The sequence below is a fragment of the Klebsiella pneumoniae complex sp. WS1778 genome, from assembly GCF_049472055.1.
Classification (GTDB): Bacteria; Pseudomonadota; Gammaproteobacteria; order Enterobacterales; family Enterobacteriaceae; genus Klebsiella; species Klebsiella quasipneumoniae.
Window position 1 is genome coordinate 622,737 of record NZ_JBKGTJ010000003.1, and the last position, 18,300, is coordinate 641,036.

Below are 18,300 nucleotides of genomic sequence, written 5' to 3' on the forward strand. Positions count from 1 at the left end.
TGCTCCTTGCTGAAGATACCCCTGAAAATATACTGGATAAAATACCAGTTGTTGTGAACGGGAGGCAAACCAGAAACTGGAATCAGGCTCGAGAAAAAAACATGTAATGGATGCAACAGAAAGCAGACGCCCGTCCCCCGGCCCCCGGCCAGCGCAGGGAGACGGGCGAGCGCCGGAGACGCGCTTAGTCGAGGTCGGCGCCGTTGCTGGCTATTACCTTCTGGTACCAGAAGAACGACTTTTTACGCTTGCGCGCCAGCGTGCCGTTGCCGGCGTCGTCGCGATCGACATAGACAAAGCCGTAGCGTTTGCTCATCTCGCCGGTTGACGCCGAGACCAGATCGATACAGCCCCAGCTGGTGTAACCCAGCACCGGAATACCGTCGCCGATGGCGTCGCGCATCGCCTTGATGTGCTCGCGCAGGTAGCTGATACGATAATCGTCATTGATCTCGCCCCTGGCGTCGATCTCGTCCCGGGCGCCGAGCCCGTTTTCCACCAGGAACAGCGGCTTCTGATAGCGGTCGTACATCATGTTCATGGTGATGCGCAGACCCAGCGGGTCGATGCCCCAGCCCCATTCGCTGGCCGGAATGTGCGGGTTCTTCAGCGACTTGACGATATTGGCGGCATTGGTGTTGCTGGCGTTCATCTCCGCCGAGGCGCAGCGTGAGGCGTAGTAGCTAAAGGAGACGAAATCGACGGTGTTTTTGAGGATCTCGTCATCGCCCGGCTGCTTCGCAATGGTGACCCCCTTTTCCCGGAACACCCGCGCGGCCCACACCGGGTAGGCGCCGCGCGCCTGGACGTCAATAAAGAACAGATTTTCGCGGTCCTTCTCCAGCGCCATCCAGACATCTTCCGGCTTGCAGGAGTAAGGGTAGAAATTACCGCCCGCCAGCATGCAGCCGACCTGATTTTGCGGGTTTATCTCGTGGGCGATTTTTGTCGCCAGCGCGCTGGCCACCAGCTCGTGATGCGCGGCCTGATACTTCACCTGCTCCTGGTTTTCTCCCTCTTCAAACACCAGACCGGCGCCGGAGTAGGGGCTGTGCAGCATGATGTTGATTTCATTGAAGGTGAGCCAGTATTTCACCAGACCGTCAAAAGCTTCAAAGCAGGTGCGGGCGTAGTGGCTAAAGAAATCGACCATTTTGCGGTTGCGCCAGGAGCCGTACTCCATTACCAGGTGCATCGGCACGTCAAAATGGCACAGCGTGACCAGCGGCTCGATACCGTGCTTTTTGCACTCTTCGAACAGCGAGCGATAGAAGGCGATGCCCTGCGGATTCGGCTGCTGCTCGTCGCCGCGCGGGAACAGGCGGCTCCAGGCGATGGAGGTGCGAAAGACGCTGAACCCCATCTCCGCCATCAGGGCGATATCTTCCTTGTAGCGGTGGTAGAAATCGATCGCCTCGTGGCTGGGGTAGAATTCGTCTTCGCGAAGCGTGAAGCGCTTCTCCAGGCCTAATTTTACCGGCAGACGGTGGGCGCCGTGGGGGAGGGTATCCACGGTGGCCATCCCTTTCCCCCCTTCGCGCCATGCGCCTTCAGACTGGTTGGCGGCCAGTGCGCCGCCCCATAAAAATCCCTGTGGGAAACTCGCCATGCGTTACCTCGTTATCAATGATGTGTTCAGGCGTGGGTTGCCTGGGCCTGGGCCTGGCGCGCTCGGGCGTCGGCGGCGGCCTGTTCAACGGGAATATCTTCAAAGCCGAGGATCAGCGTCAGGGCAAACGACAGCACTACCGACAGCGCCATCACGCCAAACACCCAGACGATGGTCATTGGATTGGCTGGATCGAAAAACTGCACGCTGGTGAACAGCCCCGGCGCCGCCATCGAGTGGCTGGCCAGTCCGGCGATACCCGCCACCGCGCCGCAGATAAAGCCGCTGATCAAGCTGGCGATCAGCGGGCGTTTCAGGCGCACCGCCACGCCGTACAGCGCCGGTTCGGAAATCCCGGCCAGAATCGCCGATGCCGCGGCGGCCAGCGCCGTCTGGCGCAGTTCCGGGTTTTTGGTTTTCCACGCCACCGCCAGCGAAGAGCCGCCGAGCGACAGGTTAGCGCCGATCTCCGACGGCATTACCATGCCCTCTTTGCCGGTTTCGGCGATGGTCTGAATGATGGTCGGCGTAAAGACCCGGTGCATGCCGGTCATCACCAGCAGCGGCCACAGCCCGCCCATGATCGCCACCGACAGCCAGCCGAGATAGCTGTGGATCGTATAGACCAGCGCGGAAATGGCGCTGCCGATCCAGATGCCGAGCGGGCCAATCAGCAGGATCGCCAGCGGGGCGGCGATCAGCACGATCAGCATCGGCTTAAGGAAGTTTTTCGTCACCGCCGGGGTAATGCGATCCACCCAGCGTTCGATATACGACAGGCACCAGGTCATCACCAGCGCCGGGATCACCGTGTAGGTGTATTTCACCGCGGTCACCGGGATAAAGGCAAATTCAACGTGTTCGCCCTGAGCGGCTTTGGCCATTAATTCGATAAACCCGGGATGCACCAGCACCCCGGCGATAGCGATGGCCAGCGACATATTGGTTTTGAATTTCACCGCCGCGGAGGCGGCCACCATCAGCGGCAGGAAGAAAAATGCGCCGTCGCCGATAAGCGTCAGGAGGGTCAGCGTCGGCGAGCCTTTCGGCAACGCGCCGCTCATCTCAAGGATCATCGCCAGCAGCTTGACCATCGATCCGCCGATAATCGCCGGGATCAGCGGCGACATGGTGCCGATCAGCGCGTCAAGGATCCCGGCGCCGATGCGTTTCAGGGTGACCGGCGCTTTGCCCTGCGGCTCGACCGGGCGCAGGTCGCCGGGCAGCAGATTCACCACCTCGCGATAGGCCTGTGAGACCGTGTTGCCGATGATCACCTGGCACTGGTTATCGCTGCGCACGACGCCGAGCACCCCGGTCAGGCCTTTCAGTGTAGGGCTATCGACCTGTTCGTTGTCTTTGACCACGAAACGCAGACGAGTCATGCAGTGGGTCACGGCGACGACGTTATCGACTCCGCCTAATGCCGCGACTATCTGTTGCGCCAGGGCTGCATAATTTTTCGACATCGGATTTTATCCTGTTTATCAATAGGGTACTGATCTGTTACCGCGCCGCATCGCCGGGCGATACCATGCTTTATAGGAAACCGGTTCCACAAAATCATGGTGAGTTTCATTTGATTGCACAAGAAATAAAAAAATATGATCTCAGTTTTGTGATTTTGATCGCTAATCGTCGCGGTGAGCAGGGGAGTGCTGTAAAAGCGGGAAACGTGCAGTACACTGCCTGCAACTTTTGCAACAGGAAGAATCACATGGCAACGATGCTGGAGGTCGCTAAGCGCGCGGGGGTATCGAAGGCGACCGTGTCGCGGGTGCTGTCGGGCAACGGCTATGTCAGCCAGGAGACCAAAGACCGGGTGTTTAAGGCGGTGGCGGAGAGCGGCTACCGACCGAATCTGCTGGCGCGCAACCTGGCGACCAAAACCACGCAAACCCTCGGCCTGGTGGTGACCAATACCCTGTACCACGGCGTCTATTTCAGCGAGCTGCTGTATCAGGTGGCGCGGATGACCGAGGACAAGGGGCGGCAGCTGATCCTCGCGGATGGCAAGCACAGCGCGCAAGAGGAGCGGGAGGCGATCCAGTACCTGCTGGATCTGCGCTGCGATGCGATCATCATCTACCCGCGTTTTCTCACTGTCGACGAGATGGATGAGATCGTTGAGAACCACTCGCAGCCGATCATGGTGCTTAACCGCCGCCTGCGCCGCCACGCCAGCCACTGCGTCTGGTCCGATCAAAAAGCGTCGGCGATGCGGGTGGTGGAGCGGCTGATTGCCCTGGGCCACCGCGATATCGCTTTTATTACCGGCTCCCTTGACTCGCCCACCGGCGTTGAGCGTCTTGCCGGCTACAAAGACGCGCTGGCTGGCCACGGCATTACCCTGAACGAGGCGCTCATCGCCGAAGGGCGCTGGACGCCGGAAACCGGCGCGGCGGCAGTGGAGAGCCTGCGTCAGCGCGGGGTGACCTACAGCGCGCTGGTGGCAAGCAATGACGATATGGCCATCGGGGCGATGAAGCAGCTTCACCAGCTGGGCATTAAGGTGCCGGAGCAGGTCTCGGTGGTGGGGTTTGACGATATTGTGCTGGCGCCGTACATGGTGCCGTCGCTCGCCAGCGTCCGGGTGCCGGTGACGGAGATGATTAAAGAGAGCATTAATCGCCTGATATTTATGCTCGATGGCGGGGAATTCAATGTTCAGCAGAGTTTCCCAGGGGCGCTGATCGAGCGTGAGTCGCTGGTGGCGGGTCCCTGCGCCTGACGTCGTCAGCTGTCATCGTCACTACTGACGATGACAGCGCATCACCGATTAAAATCTATTTATTATCAATAATATAAAAATTGGAACGTATTATGCATACTCCGGCGCCTAACCCTCTTACTGCTGGAGAAATGGATGAACCGTTTCATTATCGCCGATGCGAGCAAATGCATCGGCTGTCGCACTTGCGAAGTGGCCTGCGTGGTGTCCCATCAGGAACATCAGGACTGCGCCTCCCTGACGCCGCACACCTTTCAGCCGCGTATTCATGTGATAAAAGGGGTCAATGTCTCCACGGCCACCGCCTGCCGTCAGTGTGAGGACGCTCCCTGCGCCAACGTCTGCCCGAACGGCGCTATCAGTCGCGATAAAGGCTTTGTTCACGTGATGCAGGAGCGCTGCATCGGTTGCAAAACCTGCGTCGTCGCCTGCCCGTACGGGGCGATGGAGGTAGTGGTGCGGCCGGTGATCCGCCATAGCGGCGCCGGACTGAACGTCGTGGCGGAAAAAGCCGAAGCCAACAAGTGCGATCTCTGCTTCCACCGCGACAGCGGCCCGGCCTGCATGGAGGTCTGCCCGACGCACGCCCTGGTCTGCGTAGACCGCAACAAGCTGGAGCGGATGAACCAAGAGAAACGTCGCCGCACGGCGCTGGCCTGGTAACCTCTGGCATGAACGGGGTGCAAATCCGCATTCGCGGTAAGGTGCAGGGGGTGGGGTTCCGCCCCTTTGTCTGGCAGCTGGCTCAGAGGCAGGCTCGCTGCGGCGATGTCTGTAACGACGGCGAGGGCGTTCTGGTGCGGCTGGCCGGGGGCGATGACGGTTTTACTGCCGCCCTCGCTGCCCACTGCCCGCCGCTGGCGCGGGTCGACAGCGCCGACTGCGCCCCTTATCGCTGGGCGGCTCCGCCGCAGGGCTTCACCATCCGTGAGAGCGGGGCGGGGCGGATGCGCACCCAGATCGTGCCCGATGCCGCGACCTGCCCGGCGTGCCTCGCGGAGATGAATAATCCCCGGGCGCGCCGCTATCGCTACCCCTTTATCAACTGCACCCACTGCGGGCCGCGGTTGACCATCATTCGTGCCATGCCTTACGACCGGCCTCTTACCGCGATGGCGCCGTTTCCGCTCTGTCCGCCCTGCGAGGCGGAATACCGCGATCCCGCCGATCGCCGCTTTCACGCCCAGCCGGTGGCCTGCCCCGACTGCGGGCCGCGGCTGGAGTGGCGGGCCCAGGGTGAAGTGCGGCGCGGTGAGGCGGCGCTGCAGGCGGCTATCGCCCGGCTGGCGGCGGGCGACATCGTGGCGATAAAAGGCGTCGGCGGCTTTCATCTGGCCTGCGACGCCGGCAACCCCGCTGCTGTTGCCACGCTGCGGGCGAGGAAACACCGTCCGGCGAAACCGCTGGCGGTGATGCTGCCCTCTGCGGCGGGGTTACCTGCCGACGCCGTGGCGCTGATGGACTCCCCGGCGGCGCCCATCGTACTTATTAGCAAAGCGCAGGTCTCCGGCCTGTGCGACGAGATTGCGCCAGGGCTTGCGGAAGTTGGGGTGATGCTGCCGTCTAATCCGCTGCAGCATTTGCTTCTGCAGGCGCTGGCGCGCCCTATCGTGATGACCTCCGGCAACCTTAGCGGCCGCCCGCCGGCGTTAAGTAATACTGAAGCACTCAACGACTTAGCCGACATCGCCGACGGCTTTTTGCTCCATAACCGCGACATCGTGCAGCGGCTGGATGATTCTCTGGTGCGCTCGAGCGGAGAAATGCTGCGCCGCGCCCGGGGCTATGTCCCGGATGCGCTGCCGCTGCCGCCGGGTCTGGACAAGGTGCCGCCGCTGCTGGCGCTGGGCGCGGACATGAAAAACACCTTCTGCCTGGCGCGCGGGGGCGAAGCGGTTCTCAGCCAGCACTTCGGCGATCTTGGCGAGGAGGGCGTCGAGCAGCAGTGGCGCAGCGCGCTGCAGCTGATGCAGAACATCTTCGCCTTTGCGCCGCAGCGGGTGGTGGTTGACGCCCATCCTGGCTATCGATCGACGCAGTGGGGAGCGGCTCTGCCGCTGCCGGTGGAGACCGTGCTGCATCACCATGCTCACGCTGCGGCGTGCCTGGCAGAGCACCGCTGGCCGCTCGACGGCGGAGACGTTATCGCCCTGATCCTCGACGGAATCGGCATGGGGGAGAACGGCGCGCTATGGGGAGGGGAGTGCCTGCGGGTTAACTATCGCCAGTGCGAACATCTCGGCGGGCTGCCGGCTGTCGCCCTGCCGGGCGGCGACCTGGCGGCGCGTCAGCCGTGGCGTAATCTGCTGGCTCAGTGCCTGGCTTTTGTCCCTGACTGGCAGGATTACCCGCAGACCGGTACGCTGCGCCAGCGCAACTGGCCGCTGCTGGCGCAGGCCATCGACCGCGGTATTAACGCGCCGCGCGCCTCGTCCTGCGGACGGCTGTTTGATGCCGTCGCCTGCGCGCTGGACTGCGCCCCGGAGAGCCTGAGCTATGAGGGGGAGGCGGCCTGTCGGCTGGAGGCGCTGGCCGCCAGCTGCCCCGGCGTCAGCCATCCGGTCACGCTGCCGTGGCGCGGCAATGCGCTGGACCTGGCCACCTTCTGGCGACAGTGGCTGCGCTGGCAGGCGAGCCCGGCGCAAAAAGCCTGGGCATTTCATGACGCCCTGGCCAGCGGACTGGCGGCGATGGCCCGCGACTGTGCGACTGCCCGCGGCATCGACACGATTGTCTGCAGCGGTGGGGTGCTGCATAACCGTCTGCTGGCGGCGCGATTGACCTTTTATCTGGCGGATTTTACTCTGCTGTTTGCGCAGCAGTTGCCGGCCGGCGACGGCGCAATCGCCTATGGTCAGGCGGTGATCGCCGCCGCTCGCGTTCAGGCTCAAGGAACACAACAATGATAATGACAGTTTTACGCCAGCAGCCGCGCGCCGCGGGCCTGGTGTTGGGGTTGATCGCGGCGAACTTACTGGCCTGGTGCTGGGCGCTGCAGGCCTTTGGCGACAGCGGCGCGCTAATGGCCGCCAGCCTGCTGGCCTGGGGCTACGGCCTGCGCCACGCAGTGGACGCCGATCATATCGCGGCGATTGATAACGTCACCCGCAAGATGATGCAGCAGGGGCGGCGGCCCTTCGCCGTCGGGGCCTGGTTCTCGCTGGGCCACTCGTCGATTGTGGTGCTGGCCTCGGCAGCGATTGCCGCTACCGCCACGGCCTTCAGCGCGCAGATGAACTGGCTGCACGACACCGGTAGCGTCATCGGCACCGCTGTGTCGGCGCTGTTTCTGCTGGCGATGGCCTTTATCAACCTGGTGATATTGCGCAGCGTCTGGCGTAGCTTTCGGGCGTGGAAGCGGGGTGAGCCGTTGAGCGACGAGATCGTCAGCGGCGGCGGGGTGATGAGCTGGCTGTTTGGCAAAACCTTTCGTCTGGTCAGCCGTAGCTGGCAGATGTACCTGGTCGGTTTCCTGTTCGGCCTCGGGTTTGATACCGCCACCGAAATCGGCGTGCTGGGCATCTCCGCCGCCGGCGCGTCGAGCGGGATTTCCGTCTGGTCGATTATGGTCTTCCCGGCGCTGTTCGCCAGCGGCATGGCGCTGGTGGACACCCTCGATAACGTGCTGATGGTCGGCGCCTACGGCTGGGCGTTCAGCAAGCCGCAGCGCAAGCTTTACTACAACATGACCATCACCGGCACTTCGGTGGTGGTGGCGCTGTTTATCGGCGGCCTGGAAGCGCTGGGTCTGCTGATGGATAAGTTTGCGCTCAGCGGCGGAATATGGCGCTGGGTAGGGGCGTTAAACGACAACCTCGGCGACGCCGGGTTTGTGGTGGTCGGGCTGTTTGTCGCCTGTTGGGCGCTGTCGGTGCTCAATTATCGCTGGCGCGGCTACGATAATCTGGCGCGTTAGGTTCAGCATTTTCCCGGCTTGCGCTGCGCTAAGCCGGGCGATCATCACTCTCTGGCGGCGCTTCTCTGCGCAGGTTCCCACCGGTCGTCACGAACCATCGCTCTACGTTAATCAGCTCACTTATTTAACTCATTGAAAAATTATTATTTTTATCAAATCTTCATTTCTCTTCGTTTTAACGACCCGCAGCATCTGTGATTCACCTCTTATTTACATCATTTAAACCATTCGTTAACTGGATAAAAACACGGCAGCCTCGTTATAGTAGTTTTGTAAAATAAAACACTGTTGTACAGGGTAAAACAAAACGAGGTATTCATGGAGATCGTTACCGCGCCGCACCTTGCGGTCAGAAACGAGTGGCTTGCGTTACATCGTGAAGCGCCATTACAACCCGAGCTGCCCATCATTGATGCGCATCATCATCTTTGGGATCGGCAAACCGGCCGCTATCTCACCCATGAGTTCAGCGACGATATCCAGACCTCAGGGCATCGCGTTGTCTCATCGGTCTACGTGCAATGCCGCTCCATGTTGCGTCGCGACGGGCCGGAGACGCTTAAACCGCTTGGTGAAATCGAGTTTGCCAGCGGTATCGCCGCGATGTTCGCCAGCGGACATTATGCAAACGCGCTCGGATGCGAAGCCGTCATCGGCGGCCTTAGCTTGCTGGCGGGCGATGCGATGCAGCCTGCCATCGAGAGCGCGATAGCGTTATCCGGCGGGCGGCTGCGTGGGATGCGCAATCCGTTGGCCTGGCATCCCGATCCGCGGGTCACGTCCAGCCCGGTTACGCCACCGCCAGGACTGGCGCTGAGCGATCCGTTCCATCGGGGCGCTCTCTGCCTTGCGAAAAATGGATTGTCGCTTGATGTGTGGGTTTACCACACGCAACTGGATGAAATTGCCGAGCTGGCGCGGCACATACCAACGCTTCAGATTGTGCTCGATCACTGTGGCGGGCCAGTCGGCGTTGGACCCTATTCAGAACGGGATCCAGACATGTTTCAGCAGTGGCGAAACAGTATGCGACATCTGGCGGAACTGCCGAACGTATGCGTAAAAATTAGCGGATTTGGTATGACGGTCAGGGGATTTCCCTTCGCAGCGGCAGAAACACCGCCGGATTCGCAAATGCTGGCACAGGCCTGGCAACCGTGGTTTGAGACCATCGTTTCGCTTTTCGGTGCGGAACGCTGCATGTTCGCCAGCAACTTTCCGGTCGATAAAGGCATGTTCAGCTACGGCGTTTTCTGGAACGCCTGCAAACGCCTGGCGCAACAGATGTCCCCTGGCGAACAGGCGCAGTTGTTCTGGCGCACTGCCGCAACCTGTTATCGGTTAACCTCTGTGGAGAAGATCAATGACCAGTAAAAGCGAGCTGAATCAATTTACTGCGACTAAAGCGACGCCTGACACATTGCCACAGCGCGTTGCTGAGAGGCGGACGCTGGCGCTGGGCGGCCTTGGCTGGACATTTGAAAGCTATGACTCCTTTCTGCTTTCATTGCTGTTGCCAGTACTGGGCGTGGTGTTCGGTATTAATAAAACCGAGCTTGGGCTGTTTATCAGCGTCACGGCCGGGGGGCAGATTATTGGCGGGATCCTGTTTGGTTTTATCGCCGACAAAATTGGCCGTGTAAAAACGGCGCTGACCTGTATCGCCATCTATTCACTCTTTTCCGGCCTGTTAGCCTTTACGCACGATCAACAACATTTCGCGCTGTTACGTTTTTGCGGCGCGCTGGGTATGGGCGGAATGTGGACATCGGGCGCGGCGCTGATTGCGGAAACCTGGCGGCCAGAGCGGCGCGCGCGCGGCGGCGCGCTGATGCAAATGGGGTTGCCCGTTGGCGCGATTCTGGCCATCAGCCTGACGGCAATCGTCAGCTCGGTTAATGGCGGCCTGGAGCAGGGGGCATGGCGCTATCTGTTTATGATCGGCGCGCTGCCGGTGTTCATTATGAGCATGGTGGCCTGGTTCACACCGGAATCGCAGGTTTGGCTTGCTCGTCAACAGGCGAAGGCGACGAGTAGTCAACCTGCCGCGAAGCTGGGGAAACACAATCTGCGAGGTCTGCTGCTGGCCTTTGTCTTTATCTTTTTTATTCAGTACCTGTTCTGGGGCGTATTTACCTGGACACCCACCTATCTGCGAGAAGTCAAACACCTGGATTTTCTGCACAGTCTGAAATTTGTACTTGCGCTGCAGGCTGGGGCCATCGCGGGGTTTCTGGTGTTTTCGGTGCTGGCGGATAAGTGGGGACGCCGTCCAATGTTCCTGATTTATCTGTTAACGGGCGCGATTGCCGTCGCGCTTTACCTTGTGACCACTCAACCCATCATTCTGATGGTGGCGATTTTCATGGCCGGTTTCGGGGTTAACGGTATTTTTGCGGGCTCCGGACCCTTCCTGGCGGAAATCATCGGGGACACCTCTTCCCGGGGCTTCCTGATGGGGCTCGCCTATAACGGAGGCCGTCTGGGCGGATTTATTGCGCCGCTACTGATTGGCGCTGTCGCCAATGCCGGCGGTTTCACCGCGGGACTGGCGACGACCGTGGTTGCTGTCCTTGCGGCGATGCTGGTGGTGTGGCGAGCGCCGGAAACCAGAGGCATCAAGCTGAAGTAACGTATTTCATCTCTACATCGTTTTCCTGATAAACATAATGAAACCCTGCGAGGAAACCATGACCGATCAATTACCGAACCGCGCGACCGATAACGACGCGCTGGAAAAAGAGACCATGCGACGGGTTATCTGGCGCATCCTGCCTTTCCTGGTGGTGAGCTACCTGGTGTCGATTATTGACCGGGGCAATATAGGTATGGCTGCGCTGCAGATGAATGAGGATCTGGGGCTAAGTAAGGCGGCTTTTGGTTTCGCCAGCAGTTTGTATTTTGTCGCCTACTTTATTTTTGAAGTACCCAGCAATCTGGCGATGCAGAAGGTGGGCGCACGCTTGTGGCTGCCGCGCATTATGATTAGCTGGGGCGTGGTATCGATGTGTATGGCGCTGGTGCAAAATACGACCTCACTGTATATCGTCCGTTTTTTGCTGGGCGCCGCCGAAGCGGGCTTCTTTCCGGGCGTGGTGCTTTATCTTACCTGGTGGATCCCGTCGCGCTACCGTGCGCGCATCATTGCCTCTTTTATGGTGGCCATTCCGCTGGCTAACTTTATCGGTTCACCGCTTTCAGGGTTGATCCTGACCCTGGATGGCTGGTTAGGGCTGCGTGGCTGGCATCTGTTATTTATTATTGAAGGGCTGCCGGCGGTACTGCTGGGAATAGCCGCGTTTTTTATTCTGCGCGACCGCCCGCATCAGGCCGGCTGGTTAACCGAGCGGCAAAAAGCGTGGCTGGAAAACACCCTTCAGGCGGAGCGGCAACAGCAGACACAGATCGGCCACACCACGACATGGCAACTGTTGAAGCATCGCCAGATCTGGCTTATGGCGCTGATTTACGCTGGCGCTTCTTCTGCCGGCACCACGCTAAGCGTCTGGTCTCCACAGCTGCTGAAGTCGTTCCATCTTGATAACCTGACCACCGGGCTGCTGAATGCCATCCCCTATGGCCTGGCCTCGGTGCTGATGATTGTATGGGGACGCAGTTCGGACCGGAATAATGAACGCCGCTGGCACACGGCCCTTGCCCTCTTTATGATTGCGGCTGGCGTGTTCGCGGCATTTATCAATCTATCGCTGCCGGCCACCATTATGATCCTCAGTACCATACTGATTGGCGCATATGCGGCGAAGGGCCCCTTCTGGGCGCTGGCATCGGGCTGGATGAGCAGCACGTCAGCTGCCGCCGGGCTGGCGGCCATCGGCGCGATCGCCAACCTGATTGGCGGCGCGGTGATGGTGAATGCCTATGGCATTATTAGCGAACGGACAGGAAGCTATACGCTGGCGATGCTGCCGCTGGCCGCCTTGTGTCTGGCAGGCGGCATTGCGGTGCTGGCGATGGGGCGCCGTTACTCGCAGTCTGCCAGGCAGGAAAAACAGGTGACCCATTAATAAGCAAAGGCGGGATTTTTCCCGCCTTCTCAGCAAAGCTACTCTTTCACACCGTAAAACGTTTCGCAGAAAGGCTTGCTGGCCCCTAGCTTGAGCGACAGGCGGTTGGCCGTCTCCTGCATGAGCTGGCTGATGCCGCTCGTTTTACGATCTTCCGTCAGACGCGATGCCGGCCCGGTCAGGGCCAGCGCCGCGATCAGTTTATCGTGGACGCCAAAAACAGGCATTGCGAAGGCCGCAGTGTGCGGGTCGCGCGCGCCGGAGGTATAGAACGGCAGCGTCGACTCGTCTTCCGGCAACGATTCACCCAATCCCCAGTGGCGTAAAACCTTGCTGATAGCGGAACCATCCAGCGGGAATTGGCTGCCGGGCAGGTTGCTGTGGCGTAATCCCTGGGAGGCTTCGGCGCGGAACAGGCACAGGCGTTGCCCACCCTCAATCACATACCAGCTTGCGCTTTCGCTGGAGGCCTGCGACAGCGCCTGCAATTCCGGCTGTACGACTCTGGCAAGTTCAAATGATTGCTCATAGAGCTTGCCGAGATAGAGCAAACGGTGGCCGAGCGTATAGGTGCCATCGTCGTGCCGGATGATGTAGTTCATTCGCTCAAGCGAATTCATCAGGCGATAAACGGTTGTTTTGTGATATCCCGAAAGCTGGGCCAGCTCGGTTAACGTCAGACTGTCATTACCGGGACGGAAGCAGTCAAGTAAAGCCAGCGCCTTTTCAACGGCAATTACGCCTTCATTCCCCATCATGTTCTCCTTTTTGCCGACCAAAATTGTACCTGAATTTTGTGAGTAACTTCGTGTTTACATCACAAACAACTTCGCAACACTGGCGAAAAGCGACGCAATGCTCGTATAGTTGTTTTATATAGTACACACAAGTTGTACGTGGTAAAACAAATGGAGAGTCACCATGCCTGCTTCACAACAGAAACTCATCAATCTTGATATTGCGCGTGTTGACGCGGAAGAGGTCCGTCAGGCTGCCGAATTTCAGGCCGCCATCCTGGCTGACGTAGCCGGACGCCGTGGCACATTACATGGCCGCATCAAGCCGCTGGCGCCGCATATGACGGTTGCCGGGCCGGCGATTACCGTAGAGGTACGCCCAGGGGATAATCTGGCTATTCACGCCGCAATGGCCGTCGCCAAACCTGGCGACGTGCTGGTCATCGACGGGAAGGGCGATCTCTCCTGCGCGCTGCTGGGAGAGATCATGGCAACGCAGGCGCAGGCCAGCGGTATCGCCGGGATCGTCATCGATGGCGCTGTTCGTGATGCGGAAACCTTAAGTAAACAACGCTTTCCGGTTTTCGCAGCCGGCCTGAATCCGTGCGGCCCCACCAAGTTCATTCCTGGCCGGGTCAATCATGCCATTTCGGTCGGTGGCGCCGCGGTGCAGGCAGGTGACTTAGTGGTAGGGGATATTGACGGCGTGGTTGTTATCCCGCGCGATGAAGTCCGCACTATCATCGAGCTGGCGAAAGGTAAACTGGAAATGGAATCAAAACGTCTGGTTGCTATCCGCGACGGCGACCTTCGTCCGCACTGGCTGGAGAGCGCTCTGCGTCAGGCGGGGATGCTGAGCGAAGGGGAGACACTGCCATGAGCGCTAAAAATGTCATACTGATTACCGGCAGCGATTTGGCTGACGCGGCGCTGGGGATGCTGGAAGATTACGAACTTGTCTTTGCCGGCCGCCAGCCTACAGAGGCCCAGCTGATCGCGCTGTGCCAGCAGCACAATCCCGTCGCCATCCTGGTGCGCTATGGCCACATCACTGCCGCCGTTATGGATGCCGCCCCTGCATTGAAGGTGATTGCCAAACATGGCAGCGGCATCGATGTCATTGACGTTGAGGCGGCTGCCGCACGCGGCATTCTGGTTCGCGCGGCGACCGGGGCGAATGCCGCCGCGGTTTCCGAACACACCTGGGCGTTAATTCTGGCCTGTGCTAAGTCGGTCATTCCGCTTGATCGCCGCCTGCGCGAAGGGCATTGGGATAAATCAACGCATAAATCGCTTGAGCTTGAGGGCAGAACGCTGGGACTCATCGGCCTCGGCGCCATTGGCAGCCGGGTGGCGAAGATTGCCTGTGCCTTTGGCATGAAGGTTCTGGCTTACGATCCCTATGCGAAAGCGGTTCCGCCGGAATGTGAACGTGTTGCTGAACTTAGCGAGCTGCTCATGCAGGCCGATGTGCTGTCGCTTCATTGCCCTTTGACGCAACAAAACAGGGGAATGATCAATGCCGCCACGCTGGCGCAGTGTAAGCCGGGCGCCATCCTGGTGAATACCGCGCGCGGCGGGTTGATTGACGATGCGGCGCTGGCCGCGGCATTAAAAGCGGGGACCTTGCGCTGGGCGGCGCTTGACAGTTTTAATAGTGAACCATTAACCACGCCGCATATCTGGCAGGCGATCGATAATGTCATTCTCTCTCCGCATGTGGGCGGCGTTAGCGATGCCTCTTACGTGAAAATGGGGACCGCCGCCGCGGCCAACATTCTGCAGGTGCTGCAGGAGTTGGCTCAGACAGAAACAACGTATTAAGTGTTAACCGAACCTGCGCTCCCGGTTAATTATTCTGCCCTTATGCACTTACGGGCGGCGTCCGCAGGCCGGGTAAGCGTAGCGCCAGCCGGCGAAATTAACGCGCAACAGGCTGCGTGGGAGGTAATCAACGCTTGCCCGGCGGCGCTGCGCTTGCGCGGGCCTACAATGTTTGAGCTTACGGGTTACATCCGTAGGCCGGGTAAGCGTAGCGCCACCCGGCAAAATAACCGCGCAACAGGGCTGCGTGGGAGGTAATCAATGCTTGCCCGGCGGCGCTGCGTGTATTGCAGATACGGTTATCGGAATGCCACTTTGTCACTCCGGCAACAGCGTCTGTCGCCTGTAACTTCAGCGTACATTGCGCTCCCGGTTAATCTTCTGCGTTATGTCTTTCATGGCGCAGGGAGCGCACAGGGGGTGGCCAGTCGCCGCCGCCCCCTGTACCCCCGGGCTCCGGCCAGCAAAATCGCCGCTGCGCGGTCCCTTCGACTTATCCCTGCAGGCTTCGGGTCGGGCCGAGGCAGCGTCCGTGCAAAACACGGCCCTCAGCCCGCATCCATGCGGGCTGCCCCGGCCTTCCGGGAACGTCTCAGCGATTTTGAGGCCGTCAGCACCGGCAGTTTCAGCGACCCCAGCGCCAGCGGTGATTTGGGGCTGTAGGCCGGGTAAGGTGCAGCCGCCACCCGGCGAAATCAAGGATACCGTGCCTGATATCTTGCCCGGCGGCGCTGCGCTTGCACGGGCCTACGGGGTGTGAGCCTGTGAGTGGATCCTGTAGGCCGGGTAAGCGTAGCGCCACCCGGCAAACTAACGGCGCAACAGGGCTGCCTGGAAGGTCATCAACTCACCAGCTGTTTGAGCAGGGCAAAGGCGTCTTTCATCTTGTCTTCGCTGACCACAAAGGCGCGCAGCTGCTTCTCACCATCCAGCCCTTTCGCCACCAGCCCCTCTTTGGCGGCCACGATGTTCCACGTCAGATCCTCGCGACGGGTATCGCCGGCCAGATGCAGCGGCAGATCCGGGGTCTTCACCTTCACCAGCATCGGCGGCAGTTTCAGTTCTCCCGTCTGCGCCAGCAGGTTTTTACTCAGGCACATGGCGCTGAGTAAAATCGGCTGCAGGAACGGCATTACCGTACCGTTGATTTCCGCACAGTCGCCGAGGGCGTAAATCGCCGGGTCGCTGGTTTGCAGCTGGCTATTGACCACCACGCCGCGGTTAATCTGCAATCCGGCGTGGCGCGCCAGCGAGGTTTCCGGGCGCAGGCCGGCGGCGGCCACCACTGCATCGACGGTTATCACGCGCTGGCGATCGAGGCTAACGCGGATGCCGTCGGCGGTATGCTCAAGCCCTTCCAGCTGCGTTTTTAACATCAGATGGACGCCCATCCCGGTGAGGCGATGCTGCAGACGGCTGCTGACCTCCGGCGGCATCAGCGCCGCCAGTACGCTGGCGGCGTTATCAACCACCGTCACCGCTTTACCGGCGCGACAGAAATCCATCGCCAGCTCGCAGCCAATCAGGCCGCCGCCGACGATCAGCACCCGCCTGGCGTCGCGGAGCTGGCTCTGCGCGGCGCCATATTCGCGCTGGCTGTTCAGCGTCAGCATCAGCTCGCGGCCCGGCACCGGGGGGATAAACGGCGTGGCGCCGGTGGCCAGCACCAGTTTGTCGTAGCGCCACTGCTTATCCAGGCTTTTCACCCGATGGTTTTCAGCGTCGATATCGTTCACCCAGGTATGGGGAAACAGGCGCAGATTGTACTGCTCGGCGAACTCGCCGGCGCTTTGCAGGGTGAGATCGTCGGCGTGCTGTCCGCGGCTGATGACGTGGCTGAGATCGGGCTTGTTGTACTCATCCATGCTATCGGCGGCGATGAGGGTCAGCGGGATTCCGGCATCCTGCTTACGAATATTTTTCACCAGCTGGCGGGCCGCGAAGCCCGAGCCGATGATGACGATACCATCACTCATTTTGCCTCCATCGCCAGGACGTCAAAGACATCTTTGCCAAGAGAACACTCAGGACAAAGGAAATTGTCCGGCACTTCACTCCAGGGCGTACCCGGCTGGACATCCTGGTTAGGTTCGCCTTTCGCCGGGTCATACACCCACTGGCAGACGCTGCACTGCATCATGGGACCGAGATCGGCGGCCGTGGCGGCGGCACAGGCGCAGTCCTGTTGTTCCGGCGTGACTGTCGCTTCAGCGACCGGCAGCGGGGAGAGGGCCCACTGGCGGGCGATGTCGCGACCGTGTTGGCGGCACAGTTCGAGCGCGTCGATATCCGGGCGCCATTTGGCTTTCAGGCTCAGGGACATCTCAAAGCCGGCATCCTGCAGGCGGGTGGACAGGCGGTCTACCGCGCCGCCGCTCCAGCCGTGGGAGCCAAAGGCGCTGGCGCGTTTGTTGCGAAAACGCAGCCCGGTCATCTCTTCCACCAGCCCGGCGATTTTCGGCATCATCACGTTGTTCATGGTGGAGGTGCCCACCAGCACGCCTTTTGAGCGGAAAACATTGGTGAGGATGTCGTTTTTGTCGCTGCGGGCGACGTTAAAGATTTTCACCGCCACCCGTGGGTCGACCTCAGTGATCCCCTGGGCAATGGCGTCCGCCATCATGCGGGTGTTGTTGGACATGGTGTCGTAGAAAATCGTGATGCGATCTTCCTGATAATCCGCCGCCCATTCGAGGTATTTCTCGACGATTTGCGTCGGGTTATCGCGCCAGACCACGCCGTGGGAGGTGGCAATCATCGCTACCGGCAGATTGAAGCCGAGGATTTCGTTAATTTTCGGCGTCACCAGGCGGCTGAAGGGCGTCAGGATGTTGGCGTAGTAGCGCTGGCACTGTTCGTACAGTTCACTCTGGTCCACTTCATCGTTGAACAGATGTTCGTCGCAGTAGTGCTGCCCGAAGGCGTCATTGCTGAACAGCACCGCGTCGCCGGTCAGGTAGGTCATCATGCTGTCCGGCCAGTGCAGCATTGGCGTTTCGACGAAGATCAGCTGCTTACCGTTGCCGATATCGAGAGTGTCGCCAGTTTTCACCACGTGGAAGTTCCACTCCGGATGGTGGTGATGACCGTTGATGGAGTCGATGGCATTGGCGGTGCAGTAGATCGGCGTATCCGGGATCTGCATCATCAGCTCAGTCAACGCGCCGGCGTGGTCCTCTTCGGCGTGGTTAATAACGATGTAGTCGAGGTCGGCGAGGTCGATTTCGCGGCGCAGGTTCTGCACGAACTCGCGGCTGAATTTATGATCGACGGTATCGATCAGCACGTTTTTCTCTTCGCGGATGAGATAGCTGTTATAGCTGCTGCCGCGCAGCGTTTTATATTCGGTGCCGTGGAAATCACGCACTTCCCAGTCACGTTGGCCAACCCAAAGAATGTTATTTTTCACCACAATAGACATAGCAACCTCAATCAATACAGTGTGTTTAAACTCAGTT

14 protein-coding genes are annotated in these 18,300 nt (G+C 60.0%); 9 read left to right on the forward strand and 5 right to left on the reverse strand.

All coding sequences use genetic code 11. The features are described 5' to 3' along the window. Positions 1 to 184: 184 nt before the first annotated feature. Positions 185 to 1,609, reverse strand: a complete 1,425-nt coding sequence (locus ACLEXF_RS17595; RefSeq protein ID WP_023318986.1) for a 6-phospho-beta-glucosidase — start codon at positions 1,607 to 1,609, stop codon at positions 185 to 187. Positions 1,610 to 1,635: 26 nt separating this feature from the next. Then, positions 1,636 to 3,078, reverse strand: coding sequence for a PTS cellobiose/arbutin/salicin transporter subunit IIBC (ascF, locus tag ACLEXF_RS17600; protein ID WP_048295440.1), 1,443 nt, complete (start codon positions 3,076 to 3,078; stop codon positions 1,636 to 1,638). Positions 3,079 to 3,326: 248 nt separating this feature from the next. Here ascF and ACLEXF_RS17605 point away from each other — a divergent pair, with 248 nt between their 5' ends. The 7 genes from ACLEXF_RS17605 to ACLEXF_RS17635 all read left to right on the forward strand — a co-directional run bounded on the left by ACLEXF_RS17605 (position 3,327) and on the right by ACLEXF_RS17635 (position 12,281). After that, complete coding sequence (locus tag ACLEXF_RS17605) at positions 3,327 to 4,340, forward strand: LacI family DNA-binding transcriptional regulator (protein WP_017899639.1); 1,014 nt, start codon at positions 3,327 to 3,329, stop codon at positions 4,338 to 4,340. A 135-nt stretch (positions 4,341 to 4,475) separates the two neighbouring features. After that, positions 4,476 to 5,003, forward strand: coding sequence for an electron transport protein HydN (gene hydN, locus ACLEXF_RS17610; protein ID WP_043520696.1), 528 nt, complete (start codon positions 4,476 to 4,478; stop codon positions 5,001 to 5,003). An 8-nt stretch (positions 5,004 to 5,011) separates the two neighbouring features. Further along, positions 5,012 to 7,246: a carbamoyltransferase HypF gene (hypF, locus tag ACLEXF_RS17615; protein WP_101865468.1), complete on the forward strand. Its 2,235-nt coding sequence runs from the start codon at positions 5,012 to 5,014 to the stop codon at positions 7,244 to 7,246. Then, positions 7,243 to 8,256, forward strand: a complete 1,014-nt coding sequence (locus tag ACLEXF_RS17620; RefSeq protein WP_017899641.1) for a HoxN/HupN/NixA family nickel/cobalt transporter — start codon at positions 7,243 to 7,245, stop codon at positions 8,254 to 8,256. The genes hypF and ACLEXF_RS17620 overlap by 4 nt, the downstream gene beginning before the upstream one ends. A gap of 318 nt (positions 8,257 to 8,574) precedes the next feature. Then, a complete protein-coding gene (locus ACLEXF_RS17625; RefSeq protein ID WP_053810030.1) occupies positions 8,575 to 9,630 on the forward strand; it encodes an amidohydrolase family protein in 1,056 nt (351 codons plus the stop codon). Beyond that, entirely contained in the window at positions 9,620 to 10,888 is a 1,269-nt protein-coding gene (locus ACLEXF_RS17630; protein WP_407259615.1) for an MFS transporter, read from the forward strand. The genes ACLEXF_RS17625 and ACLEXF_RS17630 overlap by 11 nt, the downstream gene beginning before the upstream one ends. A 58-nt stretch (positions 10,889 to 10,946) precedes the next feature. After that, positions 10,947 to 12,281: an MFS transporter gene (locus tag ACLEXF_RS17635; RefSeq protein WP_064187473.1), complete on the forward strand. Its 1,335-nt coding sequence runs from the start codon at positions 10,947 to 10,949 to the stop codon at positions 12,279 to 12,281. A 38-nt stretch (positions 12,282 to 12,319) separates the two neighbouring features. Here the strand turns inward: ACLEXF_RS17635 and ACLEXF_RS17640 are convergent, their stop codons facing one another. Next, positions 12,320 to 13,036, reverse strand: coding sequence for an IclR family transcriptional regulator (locus ACLEXF_RS17640; RefSeq protein WP_048325482.1), 717 nt, complete (start codon positions 13,034 to 13,036; stop codon positions 12,320 to 12,322). A 166-nt stretch (positions 13,037 to 13,202) separates the two neighbouring features. Between ACLEXF_RS17640 and ACLEXF_RS17645 the strand changes: the two genes are divergently transcribed. Beyond that, entirely contained in the window at positions 13,203 to 13,898 is a 696-nt protein-coding gene (locus ACLEXF_RS17645; protein ID WP_004205665.1) for a hypothetical protein, read from the forward strand. Then, entirely contained in the window at positions 13,895 to 14,842 is a 948-nt protein-coding gene (locus ACLEXF_RS17650) for a hydroxyacid dehydrogenase (RefSeq protein WP_004205666.1), read from the forward strand. Before ACLEXF_RS17645 ends, ACLEXF_RS17650 begins: the two co-directional genes overlap by 4 nt. Positions 14,843 to 15,684: 842 nt before the next feature. On the opposite strand, the gene norW is transcribed toward ACLEXF_RS17650, so the two are convergent. Together norW and norV are read right to left on the reverse strand one after the other, a co-directional pair. Continuing rightward, complete coding sequence (gene norW, locus ACLEXF_RS17655) at positions 15,685 to 16,818, reverse strand: NADH:flavorubredoxin reductase NorW (RefSeq protein WP_064189546.1); 1,134 nt, start codon at positions 16,816 to 16,818, stop codon at positions 15,685 to 15,687. After that, the gene (norV, locus tag ACLEXF_RS17660) at positions 16,815 to 18,263 is read right to left on the reverse strand and encodes an anaerobic nitric oxide reductase flavorubredoxin (protein WP_017901376.1); all 1,449 of its coding nucleotides are present in this window, start codon (positions 18,261 to 18,263) and stop codon (positions 16,815 to 16,817) included. The genes norW and norV overlap by 4 nt, the downstream gene beginning before the upstream one ends. Positions 18,264 to 18,300 lie beyond the last annotated feature (37 nt).